Raw genomic sequence first — 16,328 nt, forward strand, 5'->3', positions numbered from 1 at the left:
AGAAGCAGGTCCGCGTAACTTCTGGCTTTTGATTCTGGCCGAAGGCCGTGGGAGCGCAGCTTGCTCGCGATGGGGCGCGAAGCGGCCCTGAAGGCAGGCGACCCGGGTGTGTCAGGCACATCGTCGTCACCGGTATGCTGCCGGTTCCCGGCAGATCGCGGGCAAGCCACGCTCCCACGCCCTCCGGGCAGAAGCAGGCCCGCGTGATTTCTGGCTTTTGATTCTGGCCGAAGGCCGTGGGAGCGCAGCTTGCTCGCGATAGGGCGCGCAGCGGCCCTGAAGGCAGGCGGCCCAAGTGTGTCAGGCACATCGTGGTTGCCGGTTTTGCTGCCGGTTCCCGGCAAATCGCAGGCAAGCCACGCTCCCACGCCCTGCGGGCAGAAGCAGGTCCGCGTGATTTCTGGCTTTTGATTCTGGCCGAAGGCCGTGGGAGCGCAGCTTGCTCGCGATGGGGCGCGAAGCGGCATTGAAGGCAGGGGGCCGGGTGTGTCAGGTACAGCGTGGTTGCCGGTTTTGCTGCCCCTTCGCGCCAGATCGAGGCAACGCGCAACTGGCGGGGTTTCAGATCAAAACGGTGTTCTGACGATAGACGCATCGATTCCTGTCAGCCGGGCGGACAGAGCTGCCGTCGCGCGGCCGGCTCGGTTGCTGTCGCGGCAATCAGGCTGAATCCACCCGGCGGGTCGCTGTCAGAGCGGTACTGACATTCCAACGAGGTCTTCTCATGAATCTGCCCACCCGCATGAACTACATCGAAATCACCGAACCTGGTGGCCCGGACGTCTTGAAGCTGGCGCAGGGCGATGTGCCGCAGCCCGGCGAGCTGGAGCTGCTGATCAAGGTGCACGCCGCCGGCATCAACCGTCCTGACGTGATCCAGCGCAGCGGCAAGTACCCGATGAAACCGGGCATGAGCGCGGTGCCGGGGCTGGAAGTCGCCGGTGAGGTGGTCGCGGTCGGCTCGGCGGTGGTGGATTTCAACGTGGGCGACAAGGTCTGCGCGCTGACCAATGGCGGCGGCTACGCCGAATACTGCGTGGTGGCGGCGACTCAGACGTTGCCGATCCCGCAAGGCGTGGAGATGATCCAGGCGGCGGCGATTCCGGAAACGTTCTTTACCGTGTGGGCCAACCTGTTCGAGCTCGGCCAGGCCCGGGAAGGCGAAACCGTCCTGATCCACGGCGGCACCAGCGGCATTGGCACCACCGCGCTGATGCTGTGTAAGGCGCTGGGCATCAAGGCGTTTGCCACGGCAGGCAGCGAACAGAAGTGCGAGCAGATCCGAGCATTGGGCGGTGTGGCGATCAACTACCGCGAGACGAACTTCGCTGAAGAAATCGCCCGGCACACCGGCGACAAAGGCGTGGACGCGATTCTCGACATCATGGGCGCCAGCTATTTCGAGGACAACGTGGCCGCCCTGGCGCGACGCGGGCGTCTGGTGATCATCGGCTTCCTGGGCGGCGGTTCGGTCAAGGACTTCAACCTGATGACCATGATGGACAAACAGGCATCGGTGACCGGCTCGATGATGCGTTCGCGCAGCGCCGAGGAAAAAGCCGAGATCGCCCAGGCCGTCAAAGCCAACGTCTGGCCGCTGCTCGCCAAGGGGCAATGCCTGCCGATCATCGACCGCGTCTTCCCCCTGGCTGACGCCGCCAAAGCGCACCAGCGGATGGAAGAGGGCGAGCACATCGGCAAGATCGTGTTGCAGGTGGTGTGAGGGGCGATGTCGACGTTTTTTTGCGTTGGTTCTGGGCGGAGCCGTGGGAGGGAGGTTGCTCGCGATGGTCTGTGCAGCAGTCCTGAAACCCGGCGGCCGAGGTGCGTCAGCTGTTACTGCATTTGCGGGTTTACTGCCGGTGCCCGGCAGATCGCGGGCAAGCCACGCTCCCACGCCTTCGGCAGAAGCAGATCGGTGCACGTACGCGCTTTTGATGCTGGCCTTAGGTGTGGGAGGGAGGTTGCTCGCTATGGTCTGTGCAGCAGTCCTGAAACCCGGCGGCCGGGGTGCGTCAGTTGTTACGGCGTTTGCAGGTTTACTGCCGGTGCCCGGCAGATCGCGGGCAAGCCACGCTCCCACGCCTTCGGCAGAAGCAGGTAGGTGCACGGCCGGGACGTTGCTTCTGGCCGCAGGCCATAGGGGCTGCCGAGCCCGTGCGAAGGCTGCGATGCGGTATGCCTGACACGACGCTTCGGAACCATCCGCCACGCACTATCGCGGTGTCGACGCCTCGGCACACGGCACACGGCACCGACGCGACGCTCACCTCTCGCATGAAGATCTCCGCCGTCTTGGGCCCGATGCCGTCAAATTCCTGCAGCCGTTTGGCCAATTCCTGGTCATCGGCACTGCGTCGAACCAGCTCGGCAGCCTTGCCGTCGTAGTCCTTGATGATCTTGTTGCACAGAGCGGTCAGCCGCGAGGCGGTGGATTCGTCATACCGGGCGTAGCGGCCTTCCCCGAGCATCGACACCAGTTGCCGGTGGCTGCACGCCGCCATGCGCTGAACACTGTTGACGCCGTGAACCTCCACCATCACCCGGTAAGCCGACAGCGCCACGTCTTGCTGTATGCGTTTGCCGGACAGGAAGCTTGCGATGAGCCAGCAGAACACATCCGCTTCCCGACCACTGTCAGGATCGAGGCCCAGACTTGCGGCACTTATAGGTAATTTCTTCATGGCGTCCATCTAGAGGCTTACAACTCAAGACAGAGGTTTTACGCGGCGGCACACCCTGTTCGCAACTATTCGATCGCGTGAAAGTCGATGCGTTGCCGAGGGTCCAGCGTCGGGCCCGGGCACCCGTTGCTCCAGACCGGCTCATGCCCGGCGAAGAACAGCAGGCCTTGCGCTTCGAGGGCGTAGGCCAGCGCTTGTCGGGTGACATCGTTGAGCGGGCGTGAACCTGACTCAAATTGCTCGATGGCGTTGATCGACGCACCGGACCTGAAGGCCAGCGCCTCCCGGGACCATGACAGCAACGCCCGCGCCCGGGTGCAGTGCTGCGGCGTCAGTGTTGAGGGGAGGTAGAGATAATAATCCCGAATCCGGGCGTCGGGTTCGGTGTGGCCGGGTGGCTGGCCGCCAAAGTTGCGCAACGGGAACACGTTGTCATCGGGGGCAGGGTGGTGGGAAGTGACCGTCGGCTTTGGGGCGGCGCGACCGATGTAGCCCGCAGCGAGGGCGGGACGACTGAACAGCGAGGCAGGGAGGAAGGCGAGGTCACGGTTTTTCATCGGGCGAGGTCTGGTAGTGACGTTGATGGCCACACAATAGCGACGCCAGCTGAATTGAAACTTAACAGCCGTGAACAAGACGCGAAAAGACAGCTCGCTGGCGTGATGCGCGCTGCCTGAACCCTGCAGTCGGATGGTTTTGCCGCGTCGTCACCTCCAGCGCTAGGCGGTTTCGGCAAGCAACCGCTCGATACGGGCCGCCAGGTCTTCCAGCAAAAACGGTTTGGTCAGCAGGTGCATGCCCGGCTCCAGTTGGCTGTGCCAGGTCAGCGCGTCCTGCACGTATCCGGTGATGAAGAGCACCTTAAGGCCCGGGCGCAAGGTTCTGGCGGCGTCCGCTACCTGACGTACGTTGATGCCGCCCGGCAAACCGACGTCCGTGAGCAGGAGGCTTATCGGCAGGTCCGATCGAAGCGCTTCGAGCCCGCTCGCGCCGTCGGCTGCCGAGTGGACGGTGTAACCCAAATCCTTCAAGAGGGCGGCGATCAGCATCCGAATCGTGGCGTCATCGTCAATGACCAGGACCGTTTGCTCGCGTTCGGCCAAGGCACGGGGTAGCGCTGCGGTCCGCGCATCGACGGTCACCGCTTGGGTCTGGGATCTTGGCAGCACCAAGGTCATGGTCGTGCCCGCGCCGGGCAGGGACTGGATGCGTACCATGCCGCCCGACTGGCGGATGAAGCCGTAAATCATCGACAGCCCCAGGCCCGTGCCTTCGCCCATGGGCTTGGTGGTAAAAAACGGATCGAACGCGTGGGCCAGCACGTCGTTGCTCATACCGCTGCCGGTGTCGCACACGCTCATGGTCAGGTATTCGCCGGGCGGCAGGTCGTCGTCCGATGCCGTGGGCTCGTCCAGCACGCAGGTCCCGGTGCGAATGACCAGCGTGCCACCGGACGGCATGGCGTCACGGGCGTTGATGCACAGATTGAGCAGCGCGTTTTCCAGCTGGTTGGCATCGATCAGTGCCGACCATGACGTCGCCTCGTGGTAGGTGTCGACCTGCACGGCGGGGCCCACCGTGCTTCGAATGAGGTCACGCATGCCGGCGACGAGGCGGGGAAGGTCGGTCGGGCGGGGCGCCAGCGTTTGCCGGCGTGAGAACGCCAACAGCCGATGGGTCAACGCGGCGGCGCGCCCGGCAGCGCCTTGGGCTGTCTCCAGGTAGCGCTGCGTTTCGTCAAATCGTCCCTGGGTGATACGCAACTTGAGCAGCTCCAGGCTGCCCATCACGCCGGCGAGCATGTTATTGAAGTCGTGGGCCAGGCCGCCGGTGAGTTGACCGACCGCCTCCATCTTCTGGCTCTGCCTGAGCTGCTGCTCCAGCAATCGCTGAGCCGTCATCTCGATGCCGACACCGGTGCGCCGAACCGGAGCGCCGGCGCTGCTGAAATAGGTATGCCCGCGAGACAGTACCCAGCGGATCCCGCCGTCGGGGTGAACGATGCGGTATTCAAGCTCAAGATCACCGCTGTCCACCAGACCTCCGGCCATCGTCTTGCGCAGGGCCGCCAGGTCGTCGGCGTGGACGTTGGCCAGAAAGTCATGGCGTTTTATCCCCGCTGCCGCTTTCACCGGGTCAATGCCATACAGCTCGCTGATGCCGGCGTCGCAGTAAAAGCAGTCGTTGGACACCTCGTACGTCCAGACCCCCACGCCGCTGACCGCCGAGAGCGCCAGGCGCGCAAAGTCCATGGAATCATGCAGCGCCGTTTCATTCGAGGGCTCCGCCGTGACGTCTCGCCCGTTCGCCTGTCGGGCCTGCATAATCCTCAACACCGCACTGCGTGCAGCCTCGACGCTGGGGTAATGACCCTCGCGGACTTGAGTATCAAGCAGGCTGGAAAGGGCAAGATCGAGCGCCAGATCTTGTGGGGCGCGGTAGGACATGCACAGGTCTCGGGGCGGAAAGAATGGGTAACACCGCGATTCTCTCACAAGGACGCACGCATCAGTGCGCGCGGATCGGTTCCAGCCGCGCAGGATCGATGTTCACCCGGTCTTACACTTCGCGTCCAACCCCCCAAGTTCCTACACTTCACTCAATTGGATTAGTTAATGTTTTTCTACCCTCTACTTGAAGGTTAAGTTTGATGCCTGCGATATAAACATCGTCCGCTACCAAGCGTGAAACAAGGGTGCGAGTTCCAGTGCTTCGAATCGTGAGCAATCATTCAAGAAACCTGAACTTCGGCCGATGCATAACGATGACCTTTTTGTACTTGCCGTATTCATGTAGGAGGCACCAGGTATGACGCTCAGGAGTATTCCTGTCTTCAAGTCCGTTGGCTGTGCTGAGTGTAGAAACCTCGAAGGCCTTGGATTCGACTTCACCATGGCTTTTCAGCCCATCATCAATGTCAGGACCCAGATGCCCTACGCCTATGAAGCGCTGGTCAGGGGCGTCAACGGGGAATCGGCTGGCAGCATTCTGGGCAGGGTGAATGACAACAACCGATACCGTTTTGATCAGGCCTGCCGCGTCAAAGCCATCGAACTGGCTGCGCAGTTGGGGCTTCTTTCGATTCCCGACTGCAAGCTGAGCATCAACTTTCTGCCTAAAGCGGTTTACCGCGCAGAAACGTGCATCCGGGCGACATTGGAAGCGGCGAAGTTGTTCGACTTTCCGCTGGACAGACTGATGTTCGAGGTCACGGAAGGCGAGCGCGTTGAAGACCCGGAGCATTTGAAGTCGATCTTCGAAGAGTACGACCGTCAAGGGTTCACCACGGCGATTGACGACTTCGGCTCAGGCTATTCCGGCCTGAATCTGCTGGCCACCTTTCAGCCCAAAGTGCTGAAGATCGACATGGCACTTACCCGCGGTATTGATCGGGACAGTGTTCGCCGGGCAATCGTTGAAGGCATCGTATTGGTTGCCGAGCGCTTGAACATCGTGGTGATAGCCGAGGGTATCGAGACCCATGAAGAGTGCGTGGCCCTCTCGGCGTTGGGTATCGATCTGATGCAAGGCTACCTGTTTGCCCGGCCTCAGTTGAGAGCGCTGCCTCCTGTGTCATTCGGCGGCGATGTGGAGCGCCTCAGTCTGGGTAATCCTGGCCTTGCGGGCTGACACAACGATCCACCGTCATACGTCCATAGGCGTGAATGCATTGTCCGGTTGCAGACCGCCGTAATTGGAAACGATCACGCGGTCTACTCCGGACTGGATTGAGTTGGCGTAAATAGGCCATGGTCGCCCATTCGGCAACGCCCATGGCTCAACACGTCGTCAACGTAATGCTGATTCATTTCACGCAGCAGCCGTTATTGCAATCGATCGAGCAATGCCGGCTGACGGTCTTCCAACGTTAAAGATTGCTTTTCATGCGCCGATGCAATGGGCTTCAGCTTTCCGCCGCCCCGATATCACTGAACTTCATAGAACGTGAGTCGAAACGCGCAACAACAGGACCCCCTGCCGTATGAAACTCTCCAGTCGTTTGCTGCTTATTGTCGCCTGTGCCCTGCTGGGTCTCGCGGTTATTTCAGCATTAGCCTTGGCCACCTTGCGCACCACGATGCTAGAAGACAAACGTTCGGAAATTCATTCCGTATTGAAATTGGCCGTGCAGCAGGTCGGTTACTTTCAAGGGCTGGAAAAGAGCGGAAAACTAACAAGGGAAGAAGCACAGGCTAGAGCGATTGAAGCCCTGAGCAGTTTGAGGGACGGCAGCAATGCCTACATCTGGGCGCGCACGGTAAACGCAGTCAGCTTGGTGCACCCCAACCCGAACTTAATAGGAAAAGTGGATGTGGGTGCCACCTTGCCCAATGGTAAGACTACTTGGCAAAACTACCTGGACCACCTCCAGGATGCCCCCTTTGCCTATTTCGATGACTTGGTCAAACGCCCTGGCGCAGACACACTCGTTCCGAAGATCAATGGCCTGGCCAAGGTCAACGGCTGGGACTGGTACGTGGGCTACGGAATCTACGTTGACGACATTAATGCCGCCTATCAGCGCCTGGCATTGAATTTTGGCTTGATCGGCTTGCTGGTGTTGGCTGGCGTCGCAATATTGGCTTACCGTATGTCGCGCAGTATCTACCGAAGCTTAGGGGGCGAGCCGACCTTTGCCACGGAGGTGGCACGCGCCATTGCGGAAGGTGATTTGAGCCGGCAGGTGGATGGCCACCTCAAGCCCGATAGCCTGCTGGCCGCGGTGGCCAGAATGCAGGGCAGCCTGCGCGAGATGATTGTCGGTATCCAGCGCGGCGCTGACCAGTTGGGCAGCGCTTCTGTGGGGTTGACTGAGCAGATGCAGCATATTGACAGTGCTTCGCAGCATACTTCCGAGGCGACCACTCTGACCGCTGCGGCCATTGAAGAAATGTCGGTGACTATTGACCATATTTCAAATAATGCCCGCGAAACCGAACGTAACTCGGAGCGTTCGCTTGAGTTGGCAGGTCGGGGGGAGCAATTGGTCAACGAGGTGACTGGGGCTATTCACACAGTATCGACGCAGCTTGCCGATGCCTCGGCCCTGATCCTCGGCCTGGTCAAGCGCACCAACGAAATCGACAGCATTACCACGACCATCAAAAACATCGCCAGCCAGACTAATTTGCTGGCCCTGAATGCCGCTATCGAAGCTGCCAGGGCCGGTGAACAGGGTCGGGGCTTTGCCGTGGTAGCCGATGAGGTGCGTAGCCTGGCGCAGCGTACAGCGTTGGCCACTGAAGAAATCATGACCATGATCAGCGCGATCCAGACCGACACCGGACGCGTGGTGAAGGGCATGACAGAAATTACCCCGCAAGTCGCCCACGGCGTGGCATTGGCCGGGCAAGCAGCCTCCGCCCTGCGCGAAATCAATGCGGAAGCCTCGGCCACCTTGGTGCAGGTGCGCGAAGTGGCGGGGGCCACCTCCGAACAAAGCCAGGCCAGTGCAAGCGTGGCGCAAAATGTGGAGCGCATCGCTAACAAGGTGGAGGATTCAGCAAGGTCTACCAAAGCTGCCAATCGCAACGTGCAGTCGCTGGAAAGCCTGGCCCGCGAGCTGCGCGGCTCGGTGGCCCAGTTCCGGTTGTAACTACTGTCCAGACAGGGCGTCGCTTCTATCTGTAGATCACTGAAAATGCTTTAGCGGATTACGTCGATGCCTAACGGTGGATGCAGACAGCGCGTGAGTTCTGGTGCTGGCTTACGGAGCTGTTCTGCGTCAACGGGCCTCAACATCCCGTGAGCAAGTGCGCCCACTCTGAAAGCGCCGATGACAGGCCGGTTATGGCCGAGTGGTGCCTGTCGCCCGTCTTAATTATTCAGGCTGATCTGTAATCATCCTCTCAGTTGTACCCCCAACAGATGTGTGCGAAGGGTCTGCATCGCCAGATCGCTGTCCCTTGAGGCGATGGCTTCAGCGATTGCCACGTGTTGCTGTGAAAAGTGAACGCGATCGGCCTCAGAAATGACCATTTTGCGGAATTGTGGCTTCGCCCGAACACTGTTCACCAGCTCGATGAGCGCAATGATGGCAGGGTTACGGGTCGCCCTGGCAATCAGAAGATGGAAGTTGTGGTCCCAGAGCTTCCATTCCTCATCAGTCAACGCAGAAACACCCTTTTTCGCATAGCGCATCAGTTCGCTGAGGTCTTCAGGTGTTGCCTTGGAAGCCGCCAGCCCGGCGAGAGAAGGCTCGATCATCAAGCGCATTTCGGCGATATCCGAGGGGCTTGTTCCGACCTTGAGACCCTGGAGTGAGGGTACGAATTTCTCAGGCCTGTCCCCTACATAAGTGCCTCTGCCAACCCCTCGCCAAATCAGGCCCGCGACCTCAGCCCGTGCAAGCTCAGTACGCAGCCGGGTCCTGGTCATCCCTAATTCCTCGGCCAGCACCCGTTCGGCAGGGAGGGTATCCCCAGGTTTAAGGTCGTGACGGCGGATATAGTCTTTGATCATAACCATTCCATATTGGTTGAGCCCGATCTTGGGCGAAATATTCTTGAGACGCCCAACGCTGGTGCGTTTTGTTAGCCTGAAACCTCTTATTCCATTGAGATATGGCGTTATTGTTTGCCTGGCGGGAAAATTGCTGTTAGCAATAGTAAATGCAGCGTTTATACCAATCCGCATTGGTGGAGATAATAAGATGGGTTTCACAACGCGTCCAGAACTTCTCGGTACCTTCGGGATGGTGACATCGACACACTGGCTGGCGTCCAGCACGGCGATGGCGATCCTCGAACGGGGTGGAAATGCTTTTGACGCGGCCGTGGCCGCAGGCTTCGTATTGCAGGTCGTGGAGCCCCACTTGAACGGGCCGGGTGGCGAGGTTCCGATCATCTTCTACAGCGCTGCGCAAGATAAGGTGCGTGTGCTGTGTGGCCAGGGTGTGACCCCGGCCGCCATGGACCACCCCACGCTTGCATCGCTAGGTCTGGAAGTGGTGCCTGGCACCGGGCTGCTGCCGGCTGTCGTTCCTGGCGCTTTCGGTGCATGGATGACGTTGCTCAGGGATTACGGCCAGCTTCCCCTGGACGTGGTGCTCGGTTATGGCATCGACTACGCCGAAAACGGTTATCCAGTGGTGCCGAGAATGTCGGCCTCCATCATGGCCATTGAAGACTTCTTCAAGACCCAATGGCTTTCGTCTGCCGCCGAGTGGTTGGTCGACGGCCATGCGCCCAGGCCCAACAGCCGCTTTGCCAACCCGGCCATTGCCAAGACGTACAAGCGAATCATCGCGCAGGCGCAGCAGGTCAGTGATCGAAGTGAGCAATGTGAAGTGGCCCGCAACGTCTTCTATGAAGGCTTTGTGGCCGAGGCCGCTGACGATTATTTCCGTCACAACGCGGTGCTGGATACGTCGGGTCGACACAACAAAGGTCTGTTGACCGGCCAGGACATGGCGGAGTGGCGCGCGACCTACGAAGACTCTGCCTCGTATCACTATCAAGGTCATGACGTTCACAAGACCGGACCTTGGGGCCAGGGCCCGGTATTCCTGCAACAGCTGGCGCTTCTCAAAGGGTTTGATCTGGCCGCGATGGATCCGAACGGGCCTGATTTCATTCATGTGGTCACCGAGTGCTCGAAGCTGGCGTTTGCAGATCGCGACGTCTTCTATGGCGATCCCGATCACGCCGATATTCCGTTGGCGGTTCTACTCAGTGACGAATACAACACATCCCGGCGTTCGCTGATTGACATGAGCGCGGCATCGCTGGCCTTCCGGCCGGGCGAGCTGGGCGACAGCCTGCACAGAACCGAGATTCTTCTGCGCAATGCCGGCAAGCAACAATCCGGCGGGATAGGGCAGGGTGAGCCTACGTTTGCCGACCTTCCTGAATTGCGCGGTGACACGGTGCACCTTGATGTCGCTGATCGGTGGGGCAACGTTGTTTCGGCGACCCCATCCGGTGGCTGGCTGCAAGCCGCGCCCGCGATTCCAGGGCTCGGTTTCAACATCACCACCCGGGCACAAATGTTTTGGATGGAGCAGGGGCTGCCGTCCTCTATCGGCCCCTGGCGACGCCCCCGCACCACACTGACGCCCACATTGGTGATGAAGGACGGAAAACCTTTCTGCGCCTTCGGATCGCCTGGCGGCGATCAGCAAGATCAATGGACCTTGCAGATGTTCCTCAAGCATATCCATCACGGCATGAACCTGCAGGAAGCCATTGATGCGCCGACGTTTCAGACCGCGCATCTGATTAATTCCTTCTACCCCCGGAATCTTTCACTCGGAAAAATCAGCATCGAATCGCGTTACCCGCAGCACACGCAGGATGTCCTGCGGGCAAGGGGGCATGACGTCACGGTGTCGGGGTCCTGGTCCCTGGGGCGAGTGTGCGCGATTGGCGCCAGTGGAGGCTTTCTCAGGGGCGCCGCGACGCCTCGACAAATGCAGGCTTATGCGGTTGGTCGTTAACGGATCAGGTACTTGAAATGTCAACTATTGCAGCAAGAATCGAACGGTTACCGCTTTCTCGTTTTCATCTGATGCTCCTGATAATCGGGGGACTCGGTTATCTGTTTGACGGGCTGGACTCATCGTCTCTGGCCTTCATCCTGCCAATGGTCAAACAAGAATGGGGTTTGAGCAGTTCACAAGTCGGGCTGGTCGCCAGCAGCACCTATATCGGTTACTTCTTCGGCGCGTTTCTCTCGGGCATCCTGGCTGACGTGCTGGGGCGTCGATTGATCATGATGAGTGCACTGGGGATTTACTGTTTAGCGTCCCTGGCCAGTGCTTTCATGACTGACTGGCCGACTTTTTTTGCCTGCCGGATCGTTGCCGGGTTCGGCTCTGGCGCCGAAGCGGTGGTGATCGCTCCGTTCCTTGCCGAATTCATCCCGCAACGCTACAGAGGCATGTTTTGCGGCGCACTGGTGGGGTTTATGTCCTTTGGCTATTTGACCTCCGCTATTCTCGGCTACACCGTGGTGAGTGCCTTCCCTGATGGGTGGCGATACATCGCCGTTATCACCTCACTCCCGGTAGTGATGCTCCTGTGGTGGCGTCGCTTACTGCCCGAGTCTGCCCGGTGGCTGGAAAGCCAGGGCCGGCACGCTGAGGCCGAGGCGATCGTGATGAAGATCGAGCAACAGTTCAAAGCGCGGGGGATCGAGCTGCCAGCGGTAGAGCCGATGGCTGCAGCGCCGGTTCCGGTGGTTCACAAGTCCAGCGTCCTGGGCAACGTCAAGGCGATCTGGACGCCACCGCTGGCGGGAACGACAGCGCTGACCTGGTGCATGTGGTTTACCGTGGCGTTTTCTTACTATTCATTCTTCTCGTGGATCCCCAGCTTGTTGGTTGCCCAGGGGCACACCATCGCCAAGAGTTTTGCCTACTCGATCGCGATTTACGGCTCACAGATTCCGGGGTATTTCAGTGCCGCCTGGCTCAATGAAAAAATTGGCCGCAAGCGTGTCGTGTCGTTCTACATGCTGTTTGGTGGCATTTCGGCCATCGTCCTGGCCTTCTCGACGGGCGTAACGACCATCATGGCGGCAGGGATGTGTCTGTCGTTCTTCATGAACGGTGCGTTTGCGGGCGTCTACGCCTACACGCCGGAGCTTTTCCCTACGGCGCTTCGCACCACCGGGGTCGGATCGTCCTCTTCGTTCGGGCGGCTGGGCTCGGTGAGCGCGCCCATTCTGGTCGGCTTTGTTTACCCGATCGCGGGTTTTGTCGGTGTGTTCGGGATGACCACCGCCGTTTTGGCGTGCGGTGCGCTGGTGGTGTTCGTCTTTGGTATTGAAACCCGCAACCGCTCGCTGGAGGACATTGCTGCGCGGCGTCATGAGCAAGACGGCGACGGCGATGGTGCCAAGGCCGGTCTGTGAACGTTATAGCGAGGGTTTATGTTTGATCACGGGCAGATAGCAGCGGTGGCTCAGGCCCTGCAAAACGGTAACGCGGACCAATTATACCGGGGCATCGAAAGGCTGGCCGAAGGCGTCATCGGCTTCAAAATGCTGACCGTCATGCGCTATGACGCCGCCAGCAGCGAACTGGTTAGAGTCTTTAGCAACAACGTTGACCAATACCCCATCGGCGGTTCGAAGGTGAAGGCGGACAGCGTCTGGAAGCGTACCCTGCTCGTTGGCTGCCAGCCGGTCTTGAGTAATTGCGCCGAGGCGGTGAAAGTGCATTTTGACGACTGGCAAAGGCTGCAAAACCTTGGTATCGAGGCGATCCTGAATATCCCGATAACGCGTCAAGGCCGTTGCGTCGGCACCCTCAACTTCGGGCATCAGCAAGGCTGGTTTACCGATCGGCACGTTGAGGTCGGTGTCGTGCTGGGAGCGCTGCTGCTTGCGGCTCTGGACTGTTGAGCGCATCGCGGATTCATATTCAGACTGGCCGCCGATAATGGTGCTGGCGCCTCATTTACACCCGAGCAGCCACCGCTCTATTCACCTCGTCCTCCCACGGCGGAACCGCCGGGAACAGCTCGATGAGGAAGGCGATGATTGCCTTGACGTTCGGGCTGCCTCGACGGCTTTCCGGCCATAAGGCGGTGATCGCGAAGCGCTCCACTGTGAATTGTGGCAGGACGGGAATCAGTTCTCCGCGATGAACGTAGGGCGCTGCCACGTAATGCGGAGAGATACCAATCCCGCCGCCGGCGGCCAGCAGCGCCGCGACCGCTTCACTGGCATCGACGGTGTAAGCGGAGTCGGGCGTCAGTTCCAGTTGTTTGTCGCCTGCCTGATACGGCCAACGCAGACTTTGCCCGGTGCTCTGGTAGCGAAAATTCACGCAATCATGTTCGGCAAGATCTTGCGCTGTCATTGGCACTCACGGCCGTCGTTTGCGTGAATGGCATCGACGATCAGTGCCACCCGCACCAGACGAATCCGGGGAGCCACATGATAGGCGCCGTCATCGTTATGGCGCAGATAGAGGCGCTCGCAGCTACGACACTGCCAGACCGAGCTCTGGTTATAAGGATAAAAGCGCGGTGCAATCGGCGCGTTGCTTGACCAGTAGCTGGTACCGGCGGGGTGATATTCTTTGATGATGGACTCTTCGGGCGCATAACGAGCCAGCGTTCCTACCTGTGTGAAGGCCTGCTCGTGAAAACCGACAGGCCAGTCAGCCCAACCGTCGAGGTCTCGGCGCTGACAGTGACAACTCAGCGTGATGGACGATGCGCGTTCAGCCATGTCCATAAGGGTCGCGACATCAATAAATCGGTGCATGCCAATAGCTCTGTCCTGAAGACGGTTCGACCGATGCTGGCAACTGCTACCAGGCGTATTGCAACCTTAGCGTCCAGGTATTCACGTCGGGCGAACCGGTGCGTTCCGAGACGGTGTCCGAGTAGGCGACCAGGCCGCCAAACTGGGGCGAGAGCATAAAACCCACGCTGGCGCCCAGCAGGGCATTTTCCTGTTTATTGTCCTGCCAGTCGCCATTGATCCGGGTCTCGCCACCCCGGCTGTAAGTCGCGTCAAGGGACGCCCACAGCGCACGATTGATGGTGTAGCTGTAGTGGCCTTCAAGCGCATACAAGGGTTTCTGTTCAAGCTTGCCGTTACCTTGATAATCGTCGTTGTCACCGAACAACGACGCCCAGGTATTGAACTCCAGCCATGTGGGACCAATCGGCGTACCAAACGCGAGTTCGGGCTTGAATGCCCAACGGTTGGAGCCGATGTTGACGACGCGGTTTTTGTCGTAGTCGCCGGTGGGAGCCGTGACCCAGAGTGCGCCCGTGAGGAATGTCTCCGGGGTCCAGGTGGCAAACTGTTCTTTGCTCAGGGCCGGTCCGCCAATGAGATTGTGGACCAGCACCACCTGGGTGTCGGCCATCCCGCCATTGTGTTTGGTGCCGTCGAAAAATCGGGCGTTGTCGAAGGACGCCGCGAGGTCGGCATAAGGTTGCAGAATCTGGATGGCGCTGTTGCGGCCATCGACCGCAAACGACCGTGCGTAACGGGCGATGTAAAGATCGGCGTTGAGCGAAAGGCCGTCCAGTGGCAGCGAGGTATCGATGGGCGTGTTGGTGTCGATGCGGTTGTAATAGCCGAACACCATGTTCAGATCGGTTGGCAGGTTTTGCCAGTCCCGGGCGTTGTCGGCAAACCCGAGGAGGGGGGTCAGTACCAGCGTCGTCGCACTGAACGCGCTCAGCTTTGAAAATGCTTTCATGAATCGCTCCTGCGTCAAGTCGCTGCCTGCTGCTCGGGTTTATAGGTTTGCCGGTGTCAGCAAAGGCAGTTTCCACTGCCCATTGGCCACTTGCGGCTTGGGCAGGTAAATCCTCAAAACGCCGTAAAACGGACCGCTGGGTGCGGGAAGCCAGTTACTTTCCTTTTCCTTTCCGGGCGAGGCGTTCTGCACGTACAGGGTCATGCCTCCATCGGCATCACGTTTCAGGTCGGGCAACATTCTTGAGTTGATCAGGTATCGGTTAAGCGGGTTTTCCACCAGTAACTTCGATGTGCCGTCGTACATCGTCAACGACCAGAACGCATTGGCCGGGGGTAGTTGATCTTTGGCGAAGTGAAGGGTGTAACGGTGTTTTGCGCCATCAACGGGCGTGCCTGTGTTGTCAACGAAATAGCCGATGTAGGCGGCTTCATCCGCCGAGTTACCGAAGATGCCCATGTTGGCACCGGCATACCGGTACAGGTAGTTGTTCTTCAGGTGTTCTCGGGTGCCAAACAAATCGCCGCTGGTGACGGCATGCGTATCAACCTTGTTTTTCTTGAACGCGGCGAATTCAGCCTTTGCGTCGGCTATCCCTGCCTCCAGGGCCTTGCGCTGTTCGGCGCTTAGGTCAGCGGTCCTGAACGGCGCTCCCGGTGCGATGCCGATCTTGGCGAAGCGCTCTAACAGGTTCTTCTCGGTCGCTTGCGGATGAGCGAAAGCCAGCATGAAGTTCAAGTAGCGAAACAGATCCGGTGTTTCACTCATATCCGCTTCAGGTTTTGGCCAATTGACTTTGGCAGGCGCCTTCGGGGCAGTTTGACCGACGTAACTGCCCAGCGTCTCAACCGTGTAGTCTTTCTGGATGTCCCTGACCTTCGCCAAATCTTTTTCATCGAATAATTGGGTGCGATACAAGGCATACGCGATGTTGCTTTCGCTGGTAATGACGCGATCAATGTTCGCCGGTTGCTCTCCTTTCCAGTCAGGACCGGCAATCATGAAGTGGCCGCCATTGTTTCCCGTAGTACGCGTGCCCAGATAAGCGAAGTTGTGCGTGTAGAGATCGATCAGTTGTACCGAGTAGTAACGGTGGCCTTCAATTTTCGGCAACGTCAGGATCACTGGTTCAGCGCGCAAATCCAGCCAGACAAAGGAGTAGGGCGTGTCCGAGTTGGGCGTCACGAACGCCGTGTCCTTGGGCGTGAAGACCATGGCCGTGTTGCCTATCTGGTTAAACGGCGCTTTAAAGTTTGGCCCTCCGTCGTCGACGGCTTGGGTATAGAGCGTTTTATACATTTCCACGACGGGGAACCCATACAGGTAGGCTTCCCTGGCAATGGCCTGCGCCTCGGCAGGCGTCGCGGTGAAGTCGGCCCAGGCTGTACCGCTCAGTGCGATAAAGACTGCGGCACACAACAGACGCGATGCGGGTTTGATAAGCATATTGAATCCTTCCCCTAGGCGGCCTGCGG

At 59.4% G+C, this 16,328-nt stretch carries 14 protein-coding genes; 6 read left to right on the plus strand and 8 right to left on the minus strand.

The features are described from left to right. Positions 1–724 precede the first annotated feature (724 nt). Positions 725–1,723, plus strand: a complete 999-nt coding sequence (locus ABQX22_RS04425; protein WP_349796879.1) for an NAD(P)H-quinone oxidoreductase — start codon at positions 725–727, stop codon at positions 1,721–1,723. Between the two features lie 316 nt (positions 1,724–2,039). Here ABQX22_RS04425 and ABQX22_RS04430 read toward each other — a convergent pair whose 3' ends face one another. The 3 genes from ABQX22_RS04430 to ABQX22_RS04440 form a co-directional block, all read right to left on the minus strand. Next, on the minus strand, positions 2,040–2,684 hold the full coding sequence (locus tag ABQX22_RS04430; RefSeq protein WP_349796881.1) for a hypothetical protein: 645 nt from the start codon (positions 2,682–2,684) through the stop codon (positions 2,040–2,042). Between the two features lie 65 nt (positions 2,685–2,749). Beyond that, complete coding sequence (locus ABQX22_RS04435) at positions 2,750–3,241, minus strand: helix-turn-helix domain-containing protein (RefSeq protein ID WP_349796882.1); 492 nt, start codon at positions 3,239–3,241, stop codon at positions 2,750–2,752. Between the two features lie 162 nt (positions 3,242–3,403). Further along, positions 3,404–5,131, minus strand: a complete 1,728-nt coding sequence (locus ABQX22_RS04440; protein ID WP_349796884.1) for a PAS domain-containing hybrid sensor histidine kinase/response regulator — start codon at positions 5,129–5,131, stop codon at positions 3,404–3,406. 361 nt (positions 5,132–5,492) lie between these two features. On the opposite strand from ABQX22_RS04440, the gene ABQX22_RS04445 reads away from it, so the two are divergent. Both ABQX22_RS04445 and ABQX22_RS04450 read left to right on the plus strand, forming a co-directional pair. Then, the gene (locus ABQX22_RS04445; protein ID WP_441005242.1) at positions 5,493–6,314 is read left to right on the plus strand and encodes an EAL domain-containing protein; all 822 of its coding nucleotides are present in this window, start codon (positions 5,493–5,495) and stop codon (positions 6,312–6,314) included. A 352-nt stretch (positions 6,315–6,666) separates the two neighbouring features. After that, positions 6,667–8,280 carry a methyl-accepting chemotaxis protein gene (locus tag ABQX22_RS04450; RefSeq protein ID WP_349796888.1) on the plus strand — a complete coding sequence of 538 codons (1,614 nt, stop codon included), beginning with the start codon at positions 6,667–6,669 and terminating at the stop codon, positions 8,278–8,280. A 245-nt stretch (positions 8,281–8,525) separates the two neighbouring features. Here the strand turns inward: ABQX22_RS04450 and ABQX22_RS04455 are convergent, their stop codons facing one another. Then, positions 8,526–9,347 (minus strand): FadR/GntR family transcriptional regulator, encoded by an 822-nt coding sequence (locus ABQX22_RS04455; protein ID WP_349796890.1) that lies wholly within the window; start codon positions 9,345–9,347, stop codon positions 8,526–8,528. A 70-nt stretch (positions 9,348–9,417) separates the two neighbouring features. Between ABQX22_RS04455 and ABQX22_RS04460 the strand changes: the two genes are divergently transcribed. From ABQX22_RS04460 to ABQX22_RS04470, 3 genes are read left to right on the plus strand one after another with little or no spacing between them, the layout of a single operon-like run. Then, positions 9,418–11,121, plus strand: a complete 1,704-nt coding sequence (locus ABQX22_RS04460; RefSeq protein WP_349796892.1) for a gamma-glutamyltransferase family protein — start codon at positions 9,418–9,420, stop codon at positions 11,119–11,121. Positions 11,122–11,138: 17 nt separating this feature from the next. Beyond that, the gene (locus ABQX22_RS04465; protein WP_349796894.1) at positions 11,139–12,539 is read left to right on the plus strand and encodes an MFS transporter; all 1,401 of its coding nucleotides are present in this window, start codon (positions 11,139–11,141) and stop codon (positions 12,537–12,539) included. An 18-nt stretch (positions 12,540–12,557) separates the two neighbouring features. Further along, positions 12,558–13,031, plus strand: coding sequence for a GAF domain-containing protein (locus ABQX22_RS04470; protein WP_349796896.1), 474 nt, complete (start codon positions 12,558–12,560; stop codon positions 13,029–13,031). 55 nt (positions 13,032–13,086) lie between these two features. Here the strand turns inward: ABQX22_RS04470 and ABQX22_RS04475 are convergent, their stop codons facing one another. From ABQX22_RS04475 to ABQX22_RS04490, 4 genes are read right to left on the minus strand one after another with little or no spacing between them, the layout of a single operon-like run. Continuing rightward, positions 13,087–13,491 (minus strand): LysR substrate-binding domain-containing protein, encoded by a 405-nt coding sequence (locus ABQX22_RS04475; RefSeq protein WP_349796897.1) that lies wholly within the window; start codon positions 13,489–13,491, stop codon positions 13,087–13,089. Beyond that, positions 13,488–13,901 carry a hypothetical protein gene (locus tag ABQX22_RS04480; RefSeq protein ID WP_349796899.1) on the minus strand — a complete coding sequence of 138 codons (414 nt, stop codon included), beginning with the start codon at positions 13,899–13,901 and terminating at the stop codon, positions 13,488–13,490. Before ABQX22_RS04480 ends, ABQX22_RS04475 begins: the two co-directional genes overlap by 4 nt. Before the next feature lie 46 nt (positions 13,902–13,947). Next, positions 13,948–14,853 carry a transporter gene (locus ABQX22_RS04485; protein ID WP_349796901.1) on the minus strand — a complete coding sequence of 302 codons (906 nt, stop codon included), beginning with the start codon at positions 14,851–14,853 and terminating at the stop codon, positions 13,948–13,950. Between the two features lie 39 nt (positions 14,854–14,892). Beyond that, positions 14,893–16,299: a DUF1254 domain-containing protein gene (locus ABQX22_RS04490; RefSeq protein WP_349796903.1), complete on the minus strand. Its 1,407-nt coding sequence runs from the start codon at positions 16,297–16,299 to the stop codon at positions 14,893–14,895. Positions 16,300–16,328 lie beyond the last annotated feature (29 nt).

The sequence above is a fragment of the Xanthomonas sp. WHRI 1810A genome (genome assembly GCF_040202885.1).
Classification (GTDB): domain Bacteria; phylum Pseudomonadota; class Gammaproteobacteria; order Pseudomonadales; family Pseudomonadaceae; genus Aquipseudomonas.